Source organism: Microbispora sp. H11081, from assembly GCF_012999535.1.
Lineage (GTDB): Bacteria > Actinomycetota > Actinomycetes > Streptosporangiales > Streptosporangiaceae > Microbispora.
The window spans coordinates 127,848-146,601 of sequence record NZ_JABBWV010000009.1 but is presented as its reverse complement, the minus strand read 5'-3'; the positions used below and the strand labels follow the sequence as shown (position 1 = coordinate 146,601).

The following is an 18,754-nucleotide window of genomic DNA, read 5'->3' as shown; positions in this document are numbered from 1 at the left end:
GCCACAGCGGCCGGCAAGAGCGTCGGCGGATGCCGGTGTGTCACACGCCGGCGATTACGTGGGCGCTGTCGGGCTGCGGTGGGTTAATCGGGGCGGCGTACGCAGCGGGGCGAGGCGTCAGACCTGCCATAGGGCGCTGACAGGCATGGCGCGCAGTCGCGGGCCGAAGGGGAGGGTCTGGGTGCCTGTGTAGAGGACGATGCCGGCCACGAAGTCGTCGCCCAGGCGGTCGGCAAGGTGACGCAGGCCGCGGAAGTCGTCGCCGCGGACCGTGGAGGAAGCCTTGACCTCGACGCCGACGACACGGCCCTGCCGGTTCTCCAGCACCGCGTCGACCTCGACCTTGTCCTTGGTCCGGTAGTGGAAGAGTTCCACGCGCTCGTCCGACCAGGTGAGCTGGCGGGCGAGTTCCATGAGGACGAAGCCCTCCAGCAACGGTCCGAACTGGCCGTCGGGCCTTACCAGGCTCCTCGCGTCGGCGCCCACCAGGTTGGCGGCCACGCCCGAGTCGACGAAGGCCACCTTGGGGGTGCCAACCGCGCGGTTGCTGAGGTTGCGTGACCAGGCGGGGACGCGCTTGACCAGGAATACTTCTTCGAGCAGGCCGAGGTAACGGTTCGCGGTGCTGCGGGACACTCCGATGTCCGCCCCGAGCGCACCGGTCACGAGCAACTGTCCCGACCGGGCGGCCAACGACCGCACCAGGGCTCGCATCTCGGCCGTCCGCTCGATGTCAGACAACTGACTCACGTCTCGCGCGATCAGGTCCGAGACGTACGAGTCGAAGAAACGCTCACGTCTGCGAGGGTTCGTGCGGGCCACCGCCTCCGGAAATCCCCCGCGGACTACCCGCTCGGCGTAGTCCGCCCGCGACAACGAGGACGTGTGATGGAGGCTCGCGCCTTCGGCGAAGATCGCGTCCACGAACCCGTCCGCGGTGTCGTCGATCTCTCCTTGGGAGAAGGGCCACAGCTCGATCGTCTCCATGCGGCCCGGCAACGCGTCGGGGAGGGCCCGCAGGCCGAGCACTCGCGCCGATCCAGTGAGCAGGAACCGCCCCGGCCGGGGATCGGTATCCACCTGTTCCTTGATGGACAGCATCAGTTCGGGTACGCGCTGGATCTCGTCGATCACCATTAGGTCAGGGAACCCCACGAAGCCTGCGGGGTCCTCCTGCGCGGCTTGACGGACGACCGGAGTGTCCAGGTTGCGCCACTCGGCCGTCCGTTCCTTGGCGAGGAGGCGCACAAGGGTGCTCTTGCCGCTCTGGCGGGCACCGTTGATCAGCACGACACGGGTGTCGCTCAAGGCGTCTGCGGCAGGTCTTTCCGCATGTCTTGGGACCACCCGGCCGAGAGGGGTCTGCGAAGGGTTTTTCACCAGCTCAGGATGGCATGCCGACCTGTTCTCGTGGGACAGCGGCCGCATGATCGGTGGCCGTTTGGTCGCTCGTGTCGTGGCCGTTTAGCCGCTGGCGTTGCGGTCGTTTGGTCGCTGGACTCTCGGCTATTTGGTCGCGGGGTCCGTGGACGGCCGGTCGCCAGGGGATGGGGCGGAGGAGGTGGACGAGGTCTCGGCTCTGCCTGAGAGCGATCAGGGCGTTCTGCGAATATTGTGACTCTGGTCCTGAAGGTCTACCGCGGAGTCACCCCCTATGAGCGAGGTAAGCGAGCCGGCAGCCGGACAGCCCGAGTGGAGTGACCCGGCGGCGCTGCGGCAGGCGCTGGCGGAGGCGGTGGAGCGGGCCTCCGGCGCGGCGGAGCTCGCCCGGCTGATCACGGACTACCAGCGGCGGCTGGAGGAGGTGGCCCGCTCGGAGGCCGAGGCGCTGACGAAGATGCGTGAGGCCGAGGCGCGGCTGAAGACGGCCGAGCGGCAGAACGCGCAGCTCGCCAAGCAACTCGCGGAGCAGAAGTACCAGACCGAGGTCGCCAACTGGAAGCTCGCCTCGCTTCAGGAGAGCCGGTGGAGCAAACTCGGCGACGCGATCCACAGCAAGAAGCCCGGCACGGTGGCCAGGACGCTCAAGGCGCCGGTCAGGAAGCGCCCCGCGCCCAAGCGCTCGGAATTCAAGCCGGAGATCCCCGCCGTCCCTGAGGTGAAGGCGGCGCCCGCCGCGCCCGAGCCCAGGCCCCCGCAGGTCTCCGCGCCGCTCGCCGAGTCGTTCGTGGTCCCCAAGGGCCCGACGGCCCGGCCGTACATGACGGTCGCCGCGATCGTGGACCGGCAGACCGAGGCGCTGCTGCGGTACGAGTGGCGGCTGGTGACCAACTTCGGCCCCGACAACTGGGAGGCCATGCTCGACCAGCAGCAGCCGCACGTGCTGTTCGTCGAGTCCGTACGGCCCGGCCCCCGGCAGGGCAACGGCGGGCGCTGGCTGGAGGCGCTGGCCGGGGAGACGCGGGCGCTGCGCGACCTGGTGGCGGCCTGCCACAAGCGGGGGATCAAGACGGTCTTCTGGCATTCGGGCGGCGCGGTGTCGCGGGCGGTGCCGGCGGCCGAGCACTTCGAGTACGTGCTGGCGACCACCGAGGCCCGGGCCCGCGAGTGGCGCTCTGCACTGCGGCACGACCGGGTCGGCGTGCTCCCGCTGGCGATCCAGCCCCGGGTGCACAACCCCATCCCCGCCGACGGCGGCAGGACCGGGGAGATCGTCACGCTCGGCACGGTCACCCCGCCCGCGGGCGGCGCCGCCTGGCAGCCGCTGGCCGGCCAGGACGACGACAAGACGTCGTACGACGACGTGCTGACGGCCTACCGGCGGCCGGCCCTGGTGATCGCGGGATCCGACGCGGAGCCGAGGGTGATAGGGGAGGTCGCGGCCTGCGGCACCCCGGTGCTCCAGGTGCGGGCCGGGGCCAAGGGCGAGGAGGTCCTCGCGGCGGCCGAGGTCCTCATGGCCGATGCGGGACGGCTGGCCAGGGAGGCCCATCTCGCCTGGCGGGCCGGCACGAGCGTCACCCCGCTGCTCGACCCGATCCTCGACACCCTCGGCGTGCCGAGCGTACGGAACAGCGGCGTCATCTCGGCGATCACCGCCGTCTCCGGCCCGGCCGAGCTGGACCGCCTGCTCGCCCACGTCACCCGTCAGGTGGAACGGCCCGGCCAGCTCGTGATCGTGGCGGACGGCCTGGACGCCGGGCTGGTGGACAAGACGGTCCGCCAGGCGTGCCCGGCCCTCGACGTCGTGGTCCGCGCCACGGAGGAGCCGGTCACGCGAGGCGCCGCCCTCGACCGTGCGATCAGGCTCGCCGACGGCGACTACGTGGCCGTGCTCGACGCCAGGGACCTGTACGGCGAGCACTACCTGGCCGACCTCGTCCGCCACTTCGCCTCCACCGACGCCGAGGTGCTGGGGAAGGCGTCGTTCTACGCACACCTGCCGGCGACCGGCGCGACGCTGCTGCGGCAGCCGGAGGCCGAGCACCGGTTCCTGCCCGAGGTGGCCGGCGGCACCGTCCTGGCCCGCCGCCAGGTCCTCACGGAGCTCGGCTTCGCCGACGTCTCCGAGGAGTGGGGCGAGGTCCTGATGCGGCAGTGCCGTACGGACGGGGTGCGGGTCTACTCGGCCGACCGCTACTCCTACGTCTGCGTCCGCGACTCGGCCGAGGGCGCGCTGCTCGGCTCGGCGCGCCTGGAGGGCTACGTCCCGGCCGAGCCTCTCGCTCTGCTCTGAGCCACCGGCCTCACCGGAGGTCGAGCACGGCCTTGCCGTGGAGGCGGCGGTCGAGGAGGAGCGCCACCGCCTCCTGCGCCTTCTCCCAGCCGCCGCGCCAGGAGATCCCCGGATCGAGACGGCCGGATGCGACCTGCCCGGCGAGCCAGGTGAAGTCGGCAGCGAGCCCGCCGCAGGCGAGCAGGAAGAACGTGACCACCGAACGGTCGTGACGGCCCTGGTCGCCGGAGAACGCGCCGAACGGGAAGGTCTCCGGCTCGCCGGTCACATGTCCCACGGCCACCAGGGTGCCGCCCTCGGCCAGCCTGTCGTACGCCTCCACAAGGGTGGGCCCGCCCACGATGTCGAGCACGCCGTGCACCGGGTCGCCGAGGGCGGACGGCCGGTCGACCACCTCGTGCGCGCCGAGCGCCCGCAGGCCGTCGCCGTGCGCCCCGGGATCGCCGGTGGACGCGATCACGTGGGCCCCGCCGAGCCGGGCCAGCTGCACGGCGTACCTGCCGACCCCGCCGGTGGCGCCGGTGACCAGCACCCTCCTGCCGAGGATGGGGCCGAGCCGGTGCAGGGCGCGCAGCGCGCTGCCGGCGGCCACCGGGATCGTGCTGATCGCGCCGAGGTCGGCGTTCGCCGGAAGCGTTCCGATGTGAGAGGTGTCCACGGCGCGGTACTCCGCCCACGCCCCGTCGACGCCTAGCGTCACCACGGGGGTTCCCGCGGCGGGGCCGGACCCGTCGGCGGCGGCCCGTTCGACCACCCCGGCCGCGTCCCATCCCGGTACGGCGCCGTCGGGTGCGTTCTCGATGCCGAACCTGACCTCGCCGTAGTTGAGCGAGGTCGCGGTCACCCGGACCAGCGCCTGATGCGGGGCGGGCTCGGGGTCCGGAGCCTCGCCGAGCCTCAGGCCGGCGGGCGCGGACCTGTCGACGAGCAGAGCGCGCATGAGTCGTCCCTTCACGAAAAGTGCCACTCGGTGGCAGAAGCGTTGCGGCCACTCACTATGCCACTCAGTGGCATTTGCCTTCAAGGGGCAGCTTGCGGCGAGGCTAGACTGGCCGCGATGACCATCACCGCCGTTCCGGCCGACGAGCTCCCGCTGCGTGAGCGCAAGAAGCTGCGCACCCGCCGGGCGCTGGTCGACGCGGCCCTGGAACTGTTCACCGAGCGGGGTTTCGAGGAGACGACCCTCGACGACCTCTGCGCGGCGGTGGAGGTCTCCAAGCGCACCTTCTTCCGCAACTTCGGTAGCAAGGAAGATGTCGCGCTGACGCCCTCCCAGGACATGTGGGCGGCGTTCCTCGACGAACTGGAGCGGTGCGAGCCCGGCTCCGGACGCCCTGTCATCGAACTGGCGCAGGACTGCCTGCTCGTCGCCGTCGGCCGGATGACCGGCGACGGCTGGGCGCGCCAGGTTCGGCTCGGCGAGCGGCTGGCCGCGCGGATCCCCTCGGTGGGGGCGTACGGCCTGCACTTCTGCGACCGAACCACCCGTGAGGCGCTCGCGATCCTGCGCCGCCGTTTCGATCTGGGCGACGCGGACGACCTGCGGGCGAGACTCGTGCTCGACATGCTCATCGCGGCCTGGCACGCCGCTCTGGAGTCCTGGACGTCCATGCCGGGCGAGCCCGGGGCCGCGGACCTGGCCGCGCGCCTGCGAGAGGCGTTCGCCGCGATCCCCGGGTGCCTCACGCTGACCGCCGCGCCCAGGGACGCCCCGGCCTCGCCATGATCATGGAGGCGCTGCGCGCCGTGCTCGGCGCGCCGCCCGTGCCGCAGGGGTCGTGGGAGCGGGAGGCGCTGTTCGCCTCCACCGCCGCGCTGCGGGCGACTGCGCAGCCCCCGGCCGAGGTGGCGGAGCGGCTCGCGGCACGGCTGCGCGCGGCGCCCGGGGTCCGGCGGGTGGACGTCCGGCCGAACGGCTTCCTCGTCATCGGCGTCGCCACCCCGGGTGAGATCGTGGAGGACGTCCTGGCCGCCCCGGCCGCCGTGCCCCCGGCCCGGGAGGCCCCCACGCCGCCGTGGCCGGACTTCCCCCGTACGTGGGACAACCCAGGTTTCGCCGTGCGGTACGCGTACGTGAGGGCGGGAGCCGTACGGCGATGGGCCCGCGATCTCGGCGTGCCGACCGGCACGGCGGCGCGGCCCGAACTGCTCGACGGCCCGTACGACCGGGCCGTGCTGCGGGTCCTGGCCGAACTGCCGAGCAGGAGGGAGAGCCGTGATCCCGGCTGGGCGGTCTACCTGGAGCGGCTCGCCGAGGCCTACCACACGGCCGTCGAGCGCGCGTGCCCGATTCCCAGGGGCGACGAGGCGCCGTCGGAGGTCCACACGGCCCGGGTACGGATGGGGGAGGCGGTGCGCCGGGTTCTCGGCGAAGGGCTGGTGGAGCTCGGCGTCGCCCCGCCGGGCAGAATCTGAACCAAATCGGCCGATCGCCGAAAGCTATGCCGTAATCGACCTGCGGATCTGAATATCTTCCTTTAAGGCTGTCTCGCAGGTTGAACAGCGGGCGCGAGTGAATCGCAGGGTCGGCTAGCCTCGTTCGGGTGAGTCGATTCGCCCACCCAGCCGGCGACCTGCACGCCGCCTCAACGATCGTCGCCGCCGGACACTCCGATGAGCGTCCGCCGCACGTGCCCGCCGATCTCAACGCGCTCGAACCGGCCATCTGGCCGCGAACGTCCGGCAGGGCCGACGGCGCCGTCACGATCGGCGGAATCGACGTGCGCGACCTGGCGAAGGAGTTCGGCACTCCTCTGTACGTCGTCGACGAGGAGGACTTCCGCTCACGCTGCCGTGAATACCGGTCCGCGTTCCACGACGGCGAGGTCCACTACGCCGCCAAGGCGTTCCTGTGCCGGGAGGTCGCCCGCTGGATCGACCAGGAGGGTCTCGGCCTCGACGTCTGCAGCGCGGGCGAGCTCGCCGTGGCGCTGAGCGTGGGCTTCCCGCCCGAGCGGATCACGATGCACGGCAACAACAAGTCGCTGGCCGAGCTGGACAAGGCGGTCCAGGTCGGCGTGGGCCACATCGTGATCGACTCCTACGAGGAGATCGCCCGTCTCGGTTTCCTCGCTGACAAGCACGGCGTGCGGCCGAAGGTGATGATCCGGGTGACCGTGGGCGTCGAGGCGCACACCCACGAGTTCATCGCGACCGCTCACGACGACCAGAAGTTCGGCCTGTCGCTGAGCAGCGGCGCCGCCGCGGAGGCGGTGCGGCGCATCCTCGCGCTGCCGCAGCTCGAACTGGTCGGCCTGCACTCCCACATCGGGTCGCAGATCACGGACACCGGCGGCTTCGAGGTCGCGGCCCGCCGCCTGGCCCGGCTGCTGGTCGAGATCAAGGAGGAGCACGGCGTCGTGCTCCCTGAGCTGGACCTCGGCGGCGGGTACGGCATTCCGTACGTGGCGGGCGACGAGAGCCTGGACGTCAAGGTCATCGCCGACGGCCTGCGGGAGATCGTCACGAAGGTGTGCGAGTCGGCCGCGCTGCCCGTGCCGCGCCTCACGGTCGAGCCCGGCCGCTCGATCGCCGGGGTGTCCGGCGTGACCCTGTACGAGGCCGGTACCGTCAAGGACGTGGAGGGCCTGCGCACCTACGTGAGCGTCGACGGCGGCATGAGCGACAACATCCGCACCGCCCTGTACGGCGCCGACTACACGGCCGTGCTCGCCTCCCGCGTGAGCCAGGCGGCGCCGATGCTGTCGCGCCTGGTCGGCAAGCACTGCGAGAGTGGCGACATGGTGGTGCGCGACCTGTACCTGCCGGGCGACCTCGCCCCCGGCGACCTGATCGCCGTCGCGGGCACCGGCGCCTACTGCCGGTCGCTGTCCAACAACTACAACTATCTGCCCAGGCCCGCCGTCGTCGCGGTGTCCGACGGCCGTGCGCGGGTCATCATCCGCGGGGAGACCGAGGACGACCTGCTCAGGGGGCAGCTGTGACCGGCCGCTCCGGACCGTCCGGCGGCGAAGCGAGGAGGGGTCGTGAGTAAAGCCAAACCGGCGCTCAGGGTCGCGCTGCTGGGCTGCGGCGTCGTCGGATCGCAGGTCGTGCGCCTGCTGCACGAGCAGGCCGACGACCTGGCCGCCCGCGTCGGCGCCCCGCTGGAGCTGGCCGGTGTGGCCGTGCGCAGGCTCGGGCGCAAGCGGGACGCCGACATGGACCCCGCGCTGCTCACGACCGACGCGGAGGCACTGGTCACCAGGGACGACGTGGACATCGTCGTCGAGGTGATCGGCGGCATCGAGCCCGCCAGGTCGCTGATCCTCGCCGCGATGGCGCGCGGCAAGTCCGTGGTGAGCGCCAACAAGGCGCTGCTCGCGGAGGACGGCGCGACGATCCACCGTGCCGCCCGCGAGAACGGCGCCGACCTGTACTTCGAGGCGAGCGTCGCCGGGGCGATCCCGCTGCTGCGCCCGCTGCGCGAGTCGCTGGCCGGTGACCGGGTGCGCCGCGTGCTGGGCATCGTCAACGGCACCACCAACTACATCCTCGACAAGATGGACTCCACCGGCGCGTCGTTCAACGACGCGCTGGAGGAGGCGCAGGCGCTCGGGTACGCAGAGGCCGACCCGACGGCCGACGTCGAGGGTTTCGACGCCGCGGCCAAGGCGGCGATCCTGGCCGGCATCGCCTTCCACAGCCGGGTGACCGCCGCCGACGTGCACCGCGAGGGCATCACGGAGATCACCGCGGCCGACGTCGCCTCGGCCAAGGGAATGGGGTACGTCATCAAGCTGCTGGCCATCTGCGCCCGCTCCGACGACGGCCGGTCGGTCGGGGTGCGCGTGCATCCCGCGATGATCCCGAGGACGCACCCCCTGGCCGGGGTGCGCGAGGCGTACAACGCGGTGTTCGTGGAGGCCGAGTCGGCCGGGCGGCTGATGTTCTACGGCGCGGGCGCGGGCGGCGCGCCCACGGCCAGCGCCGTGCTGGGTGACATCGTCGCCGTGGCGCGCAACCGTCTCGCCGGCACCCGCGGGCCCGAGGAGTCGACGTACGCCGACCTCGCGGTCCACCCGATGGGCGACAGCGTCACCCGCTACCACGTGTCGCTGGACGTCGCGGACAAGCCCGGTGTGCTCGCCCGGGTCGCCGACATCTTCGCCAGGCACGACGTGTCGATCCAGACGGTGCGCCAGGAGGGCCGGGGGGACGACGCCCAGCTCGTGCTGGTGACCCACCGGGCGAGCGACGCCGCCCTGTCGGACACGATCAAGGAGCTGCGCGACCTGAACATCGTCCGCGCGGTGGCGAGCGTCATGCGGGTCGAGGGCGACGACGCGCCCTGAGAGGCCCTTAGAGGCACTGAGAGGCCGTGAGACCGGCACGGGCCGTCGCCGTAAGCGGCGGCGGCCCGTGCCGGTGACCGGGGCGGCCGGTCAGAGAGTGACTTTGGCGATCTTTGAGATGTAGTTCTCCGTCACATAGAGGTTGCCGTCCGATCCGGTGGCGATCTCGAACGGCCCGGCGAGAACCGTCGGCATGTAGTGCTCGATGACATACCCGTTGACGCTGACGCTGGTCGCCGAGTTGCCGAGTTGCTCGGTCACCCACAGCCTGCCGTCGGGTCCGTTGGTGATGCCCCATGGGAATGCGTCGATGTTGTGCACCGGGTATTCGGTGAAGTCGCCGTCGGTGGTGACGTTGCTGACCTTCCCGTTGCTGTCGGCGTACCAGAGGTTGTCGTCCGGCCCGGTGACGATCCCTATGGGCATCGCCCCCGTGGAGGGGATGGTGTATTCCGTGAAGGTGCCCGAGGTGGTGATCTGCCCGATCTTGCCGGTGAACGACTCGGTGAACCACAGGTTGCCGTCGGGCCCTGTCGTGATCTGGATCGGATAGGCGTCACTCGTCGGCAGTGCGAACTCGGTGACGACACCGGCGGGGGTGATCCGGCCGATCTTGTTGCCGGCCGTCTCCACGAACCACAGGTTGCCGTCGGGTCCGGTGGTGATGCCCCAGGGGTAGGACCCCGCGGTGGGCACTGCGTACTCGGTGAAGACGCCGGAAGCGGTGATCCGGCCGATCTTGTCCGCTGCCGACTCGGTGAACCACAGGGCCCCGTCCGGTCCGGTGGTGATCTGTCCCGGTTCGGAGTCGTCCGTCGGCACGGTGAACTCGGTGAAGTCGCCGTCGGTGGTGAGGCGGCCGATCTTGTTGGCGTAGCTCTCGGTGAACCAGAGGGCGCCGTCCGGGCCCGAGGTGATGCCGATGGGCGAGGACGGAAGGGTGGGGGTCAGCTGCTCCGTGACCACCGGGACCAGCAGGTCCTCCTGGGCGCTGGACGGCTTGGCGGGCGGGCGGGGACGGTGGACGGGACACCGCATGTGCCGGTGCTCCGGCATCCGCTTCAGCTTCTGGCAGATCTGCACCCACGGCGGCAGCGGCTTCGGGCGCTCGAACGGCGCGGCGGCGGCGGGCAGGCCGGTGAACAGCGGCGCGGCGGTCGCCACCGCCAGTGCCAGCATGGCGAGCGGGCGGCGGACGTTTCGTGCGGAGCGTCGCATGGTTTCCCTTCGGCGATGGAGGAGAACGAGAGGCCGGGCGCGGCCGCGCACGTGACGACGTCGGACGGCGCGCCCTCCGTTGGCCTGGCGACCTCGAACCAGCGACAGCGGTCCCGCGGGCTCGACCCGGCGGGCTCACTATGGCGGACCCGCCTCCGCCCTCGCCGGTCCGCCGCGTCCGTGGCGGGTCACGAGACTCTCAACCGCAGGATGGATCGAGGATGATCAGGCCACCGAATGGGTGACGGTCCCGGTGTAGAGTCCGGCGGCGGCGTTGGCGGGGACGGTGACGACCAACGTGGGCTGCCAACTCGTGGACATCGGCACTCCCGTCTGCTTGCGCCCGCTGAAGGCGACCACCGGCGAGCTGAGGGGCACCCGGTCGACGGCGGTGCGCTGGCCGGGAGTGCGGGTTCCTGTGCCGGACGACGCGGTCGGCATACCTGACCAGTAGGCCACGTTCGCGGCCGTGATCGTCTGCGCGGGTGTCCCGCTGCCGGTGGTGAAGTTCGTGGCGGACACGGTCGCCGTCCACGGAGGCACTCCGTTCCGGCTGTCCACGACGGTGACCGTGCCCATAAAGGCGGTGATCGTGCCGCCCCGGGGGCCGCCGCCGAGGTCCACCGAGCCGGGCACGGTGATCGTCAGCGGATCGGCCAGCAGGGCGACCATCGGCTCGCTCGCCACGTCGGTCCCGTCCTCCCGGCCGTCATCGGCCGCGGTCGTGCCGGTCCCCGAGGCGGCCATCGGTTCGCTCGCCACGTCGGTCCCGGCCTGGTCGGCGGCGGCCGTTCCGGCCCGCCACGAGCCCGGGTCGCGCGTGGCCGCAGGCTCCCGCCCGTCGTCCGGACTCCACCGCACGTGTGCTGCCCCGAGGCCGGGCATGGAGGGCGGAGTGACAGGCGGGGCGATCGACCCCGCCAGTGTCACCGACACGATCGCGCCCAAACCGACCCGCATGGATGGCCCTTCCCGCCGCGGTGCCGCGCGGCCGATCGAGTCTGTGAAACGACCCACGGCAGGCTAGACCGCCGAAAGTGCCCGCGACCTGTCGCCACGCCGTGGCGAGCCGTAACCATGGGCGTCGGCCCGCTCGTCCCCGCCGGGCGTCATCTGATCACAAAGGGTGCGCAGACACCGTCCGTACGACCGTGTCGCGCGCCGGGGACCGGCCAGGATGTCACCGACCGGGCCCGCACGGGGCATCGCATCCATGGAGGAGATCGGAACATGGGCAACAGGAGTGTCGCGGCGTCGTCGGCGGCTGTCGCAGGACTGGCGCTGGTGACGGCGTTGACGGGGGCCTCGACGGCGTCGCCGGCGTTGGCCGACCAGTGTCCCGCCTCCACCACCTGTCCCACGACCGTCACCTTCTCCGTCACCGCGCCGGGCGCGCTTACGATCACCGTGCCCGACGGTCCTGTCAGCATCGGCAGCGGCGCGCCCTCGGCCCAGATCAGCGGCCAACTCGGCCCGATCACGGTGGCCGACCAGCGCGCGGCGCTCACCGCGACGTGGGTGGCCACCGTGTCCGCGGCGTCCGGGGGCTTCACCACCGGCGGCGGCACCGCGGCGGAGACCGTGCCCAACAGCGCCGTCCTCTACTGGTCAGGCCCGGCGACGGCCACCACCGGCACCGGCACGTTCGTGCCCGGGCAGTTGGACGCGGCGGCCGCCCAGTCGCTCGACGTTTCCCGTACGGCGTTCAGCAAGACGAGCGGCTCCGGCGTCAACTCCGCGACGTGGGACCCGACCCTCGTCGTCAACGTGCCCGCCCAGGCGGTGGCCGGCACCTACACAGGCACGGTGAACCACTCCGTTGCCTGACCGCTCAGCCCGCAGGATCATCGCCGCCGGCCTGCTCGCGATCGCCGCGGCCGTCGCCCACGCAGCGGCCGTCGTGCCGGCGGCGGCCGACGGCGACGCGCGCCGCCCCGGCAGGTTCGGCATCCGCCTGCTTGAGATTCCGGAGAACCGCCTGGACGACCCCCGCTCCTACGCGTTCATCGTCGACCACGTGAACCCGGGCACCACCTTCACCCGGCGTCTCGAGGTCTTCAGCACGTCGTCGCGGCGGCAGCACGTGAGCCTGTACCCCGCCGCGGCCCGGGTGGGCGACGCGGGGTTCACCTTCGCCCCCGCCCGCACCGCCAACGAGCTGACCTCCTGGATCACGCTCGACCGGTCGGCGGTGGACCTGCCGCCGCACGGCCGCGTCCCGGTGACGGCCACCGTCGCGGTGCCGGCCGCGGCCGTCAAGGGCGAGCGGTACGCCGTCATCTGGGCGGAGATCTCCTCGGCCTCGCCGGGCCCTGCGGGCAACGTGGCGCTGGTCAACCGGGTGGGCATCCGCACCTATCTCGACGTGGGCCCGGGCGGTGAACCGCCGACGCGCTTCCGGATCGGCGAGGTGACCGCCGGGCGCACCGAGGACGGACAGCCGCGGCTGGTGGCCGAGGTCGGCAACACGGGGGAGCGCGCCGTCGACCTGGAGGGTGAGGTGCGACTGTCGGACGGGCCGAGCGCGCTCAGCGCCGGGCCCTTCCGCGGAACCCGCATCGCCACGCTGCCTCCCGGCGGACACGGCCAGGTGGCCGTGCCGCTTGGCCGCGACCTGCCCGCGGGGCCCTGGCGGTTCCGGCTCACCCTGCGCAGCGGCCTCGTCACCCGTACGGCGACCGGCACGATCACCTTCCCCACGGCGGGTGAACGGGCGGCGAGGACCGACCCGAGCGTGCCTGTCCTGGTCGCCGTCGCCGTCGCGGGCCTCGCGGCCATGGTCCTCCTGGTCGTGAACCTGCGCCGGTTCCGCCGCCGCCCCCTGGACGGGGAAGCCGCCTGACCCGTACGAGGACCGATGCCGGGCGAGGGGCGGGGGGTCAGCGCTCCGCCAGCGCCTTCCTGACCGCCTCCAGCGCCTCCTCCTCGGAGGTCCCGAGCCTGCGGACCGCCCCCGCGAACTCCTCGGCCGCCTCGCGTAGGCGTAGCAGACCGCGCTCGGCGGCGAGGTCGGTGATCGTCGCCGCGCGGCCCCGGCGCAACTCGACCAGGCCCTCGTCGCTGGAAAAGGCCCGGCTCGTGTCCTTCCGCGAGGGCTGCGTACGGTGAAGCGCATCGGCGCGCGGCGCGCGCCGATGGAGGCGAGGGCTCGATCCGATAACGTCCGCGATCAATACGCGCGTCGTTCCCGCGAGCCCTGCCTAGAGTCACCCAAGTGGTCGCGTCGGTGGGGGGAAGTGTGGTTACGGGCGAGGCTGTCCGGATGTCCGGCCGGAGGACGGACGCGGAAGCGAAGGACTGGCCCCGCTGGACGCCGTTGCTCGCGGGCCTGCTGACCGCCTGCGTCGCCATCTCCGGCACCACTGCGTCGCTGTCCGGCGACGAGGTGGCCACCTACAGCGCCGCGGTGGCCCGGCCGCTGAGCGGCCTGCTGGAGTTGACGCGGCACATCGACGGCCATTTCCTGCCCTACTACCTGCTCGTCCACGTGTGGTCGTTCCTTGGGGAGGCCGAGTGGTGGCTGCGCCTGCCCTCGGCCTTGGCCGCCGGTGTGGCGGCCGGTTTCCTGGCCGATCTCGGCCGCAGGCTGGCCGGCCCGCGCGCGGGGGTGCTGGCCGCGGCGCTGTTCGCCGTCCTGCCGTCGGTGTCCTACCACGGCGCGAACGCCAGGCCGTACGCGTTCGCGGCGGCGGCGGCCGTCGTGTCCGCCTGGGCGTTGCACCGCGTGGCCGAGGCGCCCACCGGGTCCCGCGTCCGTTGGTACGCGGTGTCCGTGGCCCTGCTCGGCTGCACGCACCTGTTCTCCGTCCTGGTGCTCCCGGCCCAGTTGCTCGCCGCCCTGCTCGCCCTGCCCCGCCGGACGTTCCTGACCAGGATCGTCCCCGCGACGGCCGTGGGCTGCGTCCCGGTCGCGGTCCTCGCCCTGGTGGGCTGGGGCGAGCGCCACGCGATCAGCTGGATCCAGCCGCACGGGCCCGACGTGCTGCTCAAGTTCCCCAAGCACGCGGCGGGCTCAGAACTCGCCGGGCCCGCGCTGTTCGCGCTCGCCGTCGTGGGGGTGGTGATCCTGCTGCGCAGGTCAGTCCCCTGGGGGGCGCTCGCCGCGGGCTGGCTCGTCCTCCCGCCGGTGCTGCTGCTCGCCGTCGACATGCTGGTGACCCCGGCGTACGTGGACCGCTACGTGTTCGTCGCGGCGCCCGCGCTGGCGCTCGGCGGGGCGGTGGCCCTGGCGTCCGTCCGCCGGGCCGCCCGTCCCGCCGTGCTGGTCGCCGTGCCCGTCGTCCTGGCGGTCGCGCTGCTGGGGCTTCCCGCGCAGGCCGACTACCGGCAGCGCAACGGCCACTACGACGACTTCCCCGCCGCGGTCGGCGTGATCCAGGCGCGGCAACGGCCAGGCGACGCCATCGTGTACGGCCAGAGCCGGCTGCGCTCCGGGTTCGTCTACTACGGTCGCGCGGACCTGCCCGACGACGTGCTGCTCAGGGGGCGGGGCCCGGCCTTCGAGTTCGCCGAGCGCGCCGACCTCGCCGAGGCCCTCGACGGACGCCGCCGCGTCTGGGTGGTCTGGCGCGGGACCAAGCAGGCCGGCCTGACCGGCAAGAAGATCCCCCGGGTGGCCGCCGTGCGCGCCGCCGGATACCGCCTCGCGACGGCCTGGCACTCCGCGGAACTGCCGGGCCTCACGGTCGCGCTGTTCCAACGCCCCATCGCAACACCTGACGGCAAAGTTCCTCCCAACAGCAAGTAAGGTTTTCCTCTATGCGACTTACGGTGAAGAGACTCGTACCGCTCTGTCTCGTCGCCGCGGCGTCGGTCGCGGGGCTCCAGAATCCGGCCGCCGGAACGGCCGGCGAGAGCGTCTCCGCGCATGCGGCCTCCGCCCAGACCGCGCAACGTGAGGCGCGCGCGGCCAGGGTGCCGACCGTGATCCTCACCTTCGACGACGGCACCGCCGACCACCTCGCCGCCGCCAGGACGCTGCGAAAGCGCGGCCTGAAGGGCACTTTCTACGTCAACAGCGGGCGCCTCGGCACCAGCGGTCACCTGAGCGTCGCCGCGCTGCGCGCCATCGCCCGCGAGGGCCACGAGATCGGCGGCCACACCCTCACTCATCCGTACCTGTCGGAGGAGTTCGAGGCCGTGCAGCAGAGGGAGATCTGCGACGACAGGCGGGCGCTGCTGAAGCTGGGCTTCGCCGTGCGGTCGTTCGCCTACCCGTTCGGTGACTACAGCGACGCGACCAAGCTGCTGGCGATGCGGTGCGGCTACACGACCGCGCGCGGGATCAACGGCCTGCACCGGCCCGACAGTTGCCGATCCTGTCCCGTCACCGAGAAGATCCCGCCCGCGGATCTCGCCGACGTGCGCGCCACCAGCCAGACCGGCCTGCCGCGTACGGCACGCACGCTGCGGGAGTTCGTCACCCGCGCCCAGCGCCAGGGCGGCCGCGGCCTGGTGGTCTTCGTGTTCCACGAGATCAAGGACAACCCCCGGGACAGGTACGCGACGTCGCCCAAGGAGTTCAACGCCTTCATCGACTGGGTGGCCAAGGAGCGGAAGGCCAAGAAGATCGACGTGAAGAGGCTGGGCGACATCGTCGGAGGACGGGTGTGGCCCGTCCCAGAAGACATGTGATCCCCGCCGGATCTCCGAAGGCTCGGGTTGACCCGCGGTGGTCACAGGAATCCACAAGGTTCGGCTGATAGAAGTCCATAGCCTTGAAAACGGACGCGCGGGAGGAACGCCGTGACGGTGACGACGGACATGTGCTCGCCGTACGGCTTCACGCGCCGTCCCACCGAGGAGACCGGCACGCTGTCCTGGAGCGGCGGCCGGTGGACGGTGGGTGACCGGCCGCTGGCCGCCCCGCTCCAGGACGGCGACGTCGCCCCCCTCCGGCCGCTGCGCGGGCTGCGGGTGGAGTGGCCGGCCGAGCCCGCCGCAGGGGCGTTCGGCACGGTGGCCGGGCTGGCCGCCGCGGGAGTGCCGCTGACATGCGAAGACCCGCCGGGGTGGGTGCGCGAGGCCGATCCCGTGCTCGCCCGCCTGACCGCCGCTTGGACCCCCGAGGACGACGACCGCAGGCCCGAGTCGGTCGTCGACCTGCGCAGGGAGGAGCACAGCGTGCGCCTGCGCAGGCACGCGCTGCGGGCCGCGGGCGTCGGCACGGGCCTCGCCCCGGTGACCGTCGTCATGGCCACGAGACGGCCCCACTACGTCGGCGACGCGCTGCGGCAGCTCGCCCGCCAGCGCGGGGTGGACATCGAGGTCGTCGTCGCGCTGCACGGCTTCCCCGCCGAGCGGGTACGGCAGGCCGTCGAGGAGTTCCCCCGCCCCGTCACGGTGATCGAGGCCGAGCCGGGCGCGCCGCTCGGGACCGTGCTCAACCAGGCGGCGGCGCGGGCGTCCACCGGCATCGTCGCCAAGTGGGACGACGACGACTGGTACGGCCCCGAGCACCTCGCCGACCTGCTGCTGGCGATGGCCTACTCGGGGGCGGAGCTGGTCGGGACCGCGCCGGAGTTCTTCTACCTCCAGCCGCTCCACGCCACGATCCGCCGCCTGGACTACGGCAGCGAGATGTGGGCCGATCACGTCGCGGGCGGCACGATCCTGGTCGGACGCGACCTCTTCGAGGAGGTCGGCGGTTTCGGGCCGGTGAGCCGCGGGGAGGACGCGCACCTCCTGCGCGCGGTGGAGGCGGCCGGCGGCCGGATCTACCGCACTCATGGTCTGGGCTATGTGCTGCGGCGGTCCCTCAGCGCCGACCACACCTGGAACCTTCCTCTTGCCCACTTTCTGCGAGTCGCGACGAACCAATGGCGCGGCTTTCGCCCGAGTGTGATGCTGGAATCACCATGACGCCACGTATCAGGGGAAACGACTACACCGTCCTCCAGCCGCCCGCCCTAGGGTCGTCGTGGACGCCCCGCCTGCGCGTCAGCGTGGTGATCCCCGCGTACGCCGACCAGGCCAAGCTCGACCTCACGCTCGCCGGGCTGTCCAGGCAGACGTACCCGGCCGACCTGCTCGAAGTCATCGTGGTCGACAACGGCAGCGAGCCGCCCCTGCGCCTCCCGGAGATCCGGCCGCGCCACACGCGGCTGCTGGTCTGCGAGACGCCGGGCCGGGCCAGGGCCCGCAACACCGGGCTGGCCGCCGCGACGGGCGACGTCATCCACTGGATGGACTCCGACGTCGTCCCCGAGCCGGAAGAGGTGGAGGCGCACATGCGCTGGCACCACCTCGCGCCCTACCTGTCGGTCACCTCCTACCTGCGCTTCACCACCGTCCCGCTGCCCGATCCCGCGGACGTCGCGGGCGTCGGCGAACTGGCGAAGCTCTTCGAGCCCGCGGAGCCGCACGCGTGGATCGAGGACCTGGTGCGGCGGTCGGAGGGCCTGACCCGCTCGCCCCGGCCGTTCAGCATCCACATCGGCGGCGCGTCGTCGGTCTCCGCGCTGCTGTTCGAGCGGGCCGGGGCGATGGACCCCGACATGATCCTCGGTCAGGACACCGAGATGGGCTACCGGCTCGCGCAGGCGGGCGCCGTCTTCATCCCCGACCCGCAGGCCAGGGCCTATCACCTCGGTCCTTCGATGCGCATGCGCGACAGCGGGCCGATCAGCCGCGTGAGCCACGCCCTGGTCACCGACCGCGTCCCCGGCTACCGGTGGCTGCGCACCCACCCCGCCCGCCAGTGGAAGGTGCCGCAGGTGGAGGTCCTCGTGGACGCCACCGCGGGGTCGTACGACGACGTCAGGGCGACGGTGGACGGCGCGCTGGCCGGCACGGTGACCGACCTCGCCGTCGTGCTGACCGGTCCGTGGGACGAGCTCGCGCCCGAGCAGCGCGCGCCACTCAATGACCCGCGCCTCGACCTCGTGCTGCTGCGCGCCCACTACACCCACGAGGGCCGCGTACGGCTCGCCACGGCGGAGTCCGACACCCTCTCGCCCTACCGCCTGCGTCTGCCGCCGGGCTGGGTGCCGGGCGAGGACAGCATCGGCGAACTGCTCGGGATGGCGCGCGAACGGGAACTCGGGCTGGTGAGCGTGCTCCTGTCCGAGGGGCAGGAAGGCGTCATCGCCGCGCGCCTGGAGCGCACCGAGGCGTATTCCCGCGCCGCTCTCGTCGTCGCCGAGGGCGAGGACGCCGACGACGCCGTGGACGAGATGTTCGGCACCCACTGGGCCGATGGCGAGAGCCACGGTTTCCGCGCCGCCGCGGAGGCCCCGGCGTATATGAACCCCCGCACCGCCTACCGCAAGCGGGTGGAGGCGCAGGCCGAGGTCGAACGGCTGACGAAGGAGGTCGAGCGGCTGCGCGGCCAGGTGACGAGATGGCGGGACGAGGCGGCGAAGTGGCGCAAGTCCGCCGTCGAGTTCCGCCGGGAGATCGGCACCCTGCGGCGGCAGGTATCGACGCTGCGCGGGCAGGTCTCCACGCTGCGCCGCGCCCAGGGTCTGCGCGGCATCGCCCGCGGCCTCAGACGGCCCTTCACGTTCAAGAAGTCCTGACCGGCCTGTCCCGGTCCTGACCGGCCTGTCCCGGTCCTGACCGGCCT

General features: G+C 72.3%; 16 protein-coding genes. 11 read left to right on the top strand and 5 right to left on the bottom strand.

Annotated features, from left to right (window positions below; translation table 11 throughout):
• Positions 1–117 precede the first annotated feature (117 nt).
• Positions 118–1,308, bottom strand: coding sequence for an ATP-binding protein (locus tag HHX31_RS22590; RefSeq protein WP_249346297.1), 1,191 nt, complete (start codon positions 1,306–1,308; stop codon positions 118–120).
• A 346-nt stretch (positions 1,309–1,654) separates the two neighbouring features.
• Here HHX31_RS22590 and HHX31_RS22585 point away from each other — a divergent pair, with 346 nt between their 5' ends.
• Positions 1,655–3,676 (top strand): glycosyltransferase, encoded by a 2,022-nt coding sequence (locus HHX31_RS22585; RefSeq protein WP_169950323.1) that lies wholly within the window; start codon positions 1,655–1,657, stop codon positions 3,674–3,676.
• Between the two features lie 10 nt (positions 3,677–3,686).
• Here the strand turns inward: HHX31_RS22585 and HHX31_RS22580 are convergent, their stop codons facing one another.
• The gene (locus HHX31_RS22580) at positions 3,687–4,616 is read right to left on the bottom strand and encodes a zinc-binding dehydrogenase (protein WP_169950322.1); all 930 of its coding nucleotides are present in this window, start codon (positions 4,614–4,616) and stop codon (positions 3,687–3,689) included.
• A gap of 117 nt (positions 4,617–4,733) precedes the next feature.
• On the opposite strand from HHX31_RS22580, the gene HHX31_RS22575 reads away from it, so the two are divergent.
• From HHX31_RS22575 to HHX31_RS22560, 4 genes are all read left to right on the top strand, one after another.
• Positions 4,734–5,402 carry a TetR/AcrR family transcriptional regulator gene (locus tag HHX31_RS22575; RefSeq protein ID WP_211590174.1) on the top strand — a complete coding sequence of 223 codons (669 nt, stop codon included), beginning with the start codon at positions 4,734–4,736 and terminating at the stop codon, positions 5,400–5,402.
• Positions 5,354–6,091 carry a DALR anticodon-binding domain-containing protein gene (locus HHX31_RS22570; protein WP_311932168.1) on the top strand — a complete coding sequence of 246 codons (738 nt, stop codon included), beginning with the start codon at positions 5,354–5,356 and terminating at the stop codon, positions 6,089–6,091. The genes HHX31_RS22575 and HHX31_RS22570 overlap by 49 nt, the downstream gene beginning before the upstream one ends.
• A gap of 128 nt (positions 6,092–6,219) precedes the next feature.
• A complete protein-coding gene (gene lysA, locus HHX31_RS22565; protein WP_169950321.1) occupies positions 6,220–7,620 on the top strand; it encodes a diaminopimelate decarboxylase in 1,401 nt (466 codons plus the stop codon).
• Between the two features lie 42 nt (positions 7,621–7,662).
• The gene (locus tag HHX31_RS22560) at positions 7,663–8,970 is read left to right on the top strand and encodes a homoserine dehydrogenase (RefSeq protein WP_169950320.1); all 1,308 of its coding nucleotides are present in this window, start codon (positions 7,663–7,665) and stop codon (positions 8,968–8,970) included.
• 90 nt (positions 8,971–9,060) lie between these two features.
• Here the strand turns inward: HHX31_RS22560 and HHX31_RS22555 are convergent, their stop codons facing one another.
• Both HHX31_RS22555 and HHX31_RS22550 read right to left on the bottom strand, forming a co-directional pair.
• Positions 9,061–10,188, bottom strand: a complete 1,128-nt coding sequence (locus HHX31_RS22555; RefSeq protein WP_169950319.1) for a Virginiamycin B lyase — start codon at positions 10,186–10,188, stop codon at positions 9,061–9,063.
• Positions 10,189–10,413: 225 nt separating this feature from the next.
• Positions 10,414–11,148: a hypothetical protein gene (locus tag HHX31_RS22550; RefSeq protein WP_169950318.1), complete on the bottom strand. Its 735-nt coding sequence runs from the start codon at positions 11,146–11,148 to the stop codon at positions 10,414–10,416.
• A 270-nt stretch (positions 11,149–11,418) separates the two neighbouring features.
• Between HHX31_RS22550 and HHX31_RS22545 the strand changes: the two genes are divergently transcribed.
• Together HHX31_RS22545 and HHX31_RS22540 are read left to right on the top strand one after the other, a co-directional pair.
• On the top strand, positions 11,419–12,015 hold the full coding sequence (locus HHX31_RS22545) for a hypothetical protein (RefSeq protein WP_249346296.1): 597 nt from the start codon (positions 11,419–11,421) through the stop codon (positions 12,013–12,015).
• Complete coding sequence (locus HHX31_RS22540) at positions 12,008–13,030, top strand: peptidase (RefSeq protein WP_169950317.1); 1,023 nt, start codon at positions 12,008–12,010, stop codon at positions 13,028–13,030. The genes HHX31_RS22545 and HHX31_RS22540 overlap by 8 nt, the downstream gene beginning before the upstream one ends.
• 37 nt (positions 13,031–13,067) lie before the next feature.
• Here the strand turns inward: HHX31_RS22540 and HHX31_RS22535 are convergent, their stop codons facing one another.
• Positions 13,068–13,361, bottom strand: coding sequence for a hypothetical protein (locus tag HHX31_RS22535; RefSeq protein ID WP_169950316.1), 294 nt, complete (start codon positions 13,359–13,361; stop codon positions 13,068–13,070).
• An 89-nt stretch (positions 13,362–13,450) separates the two neighbouring features.
• Here HHX31_RS22535 and HHX31_RS22530 point away from each other — a divergent pair, with 89 nt between their 5' ends.
• The 4 genes from HHX31_RS22530 (at position 13,451) to HHX31_RS22515 (ending at position 18,707) form a co-directional block, all read left to right on the top strand.
• A complete protein-coding gene (locus HHX31_RS22530) occupies positions 13,451–14,935 on the top strand; it encodes a glycosyltransferase family 39 protein (protein WP_169950315.1) in 1,485 nt (494 codons plus the stop codon).
• A 23-nt stretch (positions 14,936–14,958) separates the two neighbouring features.
• Positions 14,959–15,822 (top strand): polysaccharide deacetylase family protein, encoded by an 864-nt coding sequence (locus HHX31_RS22525; protein ID WP_169950314.1) that lies wholly within the window; start codon positions 14,959–14,961, stop codon positions 15,820–15,822.
• 111 nt (positions 15,823–15,933) lie between these two features.
• Positions 15,934–17,049, top strand: coding sequence for a glycosyltransferase family 2 protein (locus HHX31_RS22520; RefSeq protein ID WP_311932167.1), 1,116 nt, complete (start codon positions 15,934–15,936; stop codon positions 17,047–17,049).
• Positions 17,046–18,707, top strand: coding sequence for a glycosyltransferase family 2 protein (locus HHX31_RS22515; protein WP_169950313.1), 1,662 nt, complete (start codon positions 17,046–17,048; stop codon positions 18,705–18,707). The genes HHX31_RS22520 and HHX31_RS22515 overlap by 4 nt, the downstream gene beginning before the upstream one ends.
• Positions 18,708–18,754: the final 47 nt, after the last annotated feature.

Excerpts from the sequence above, each read along its gene's own strand:
- HHX31_RS22515 (WP_169950313.1), top strand. The coding sequence starts at position 17,046 with ATGACGCCACGTATCAGGGGAAACGACTACACCGTCCTCCAGCCGCCC.
- HHX31_RS22585 (WP_169950323.1), top strand. The coding sequence starts at position 1,655 with ATGAGCGAGGTAAGCGAGCCGGCAGCCGGACAGCCCGAGTGGAGTGAC.
- HHX31_RS22575 (WP_211590174.1), top strand. The coding sequence starts at position 4,734 with ATGACCATCACCGCCGTTCCGGCCGACGAGCTCCCGCTGCGTGAGCGC.
- HHX31_RS22545 (WP_249346296.1), top strand. The coding sequence starts at position 11,419 with ATGGGCAACAGGAGTGTCGCGGCGTCGTCGGCGGCTGTCGCAGGACTG.
- HHX31_RS22530 (WP_169950315.1), top strand. The coding sequence starts at position 13,451 with ATGTCCGGCCGGAGGACGGACGCGGAAGCGAAGGACTGGCCCCGCTGG.
- HHX31_RS22550 (WP_169950318.1), bottom strand. The coding sequence starts at position 11,148 with ATGCGGGTCGGTTTGGGCGCGATCGTGTCGGTGACACTGGCGGGGTCG.
- HHX31_RS22580 (WP_169950322.1), bottom strand. The coding sequence starts at position 4,616 with ATGCGCGCTCTGCTCGTCGACAGGTCCGCGCCCGCCGGCCTGAGGCTC.
- HHX31_RS22555 (WP_169950319.1), bottom strand. The coding sequence starts at position 10,188 with ATGCGACGCTCCGCACGAAACGTCCGCCGCCCGCTCGCCATGCTGGCA.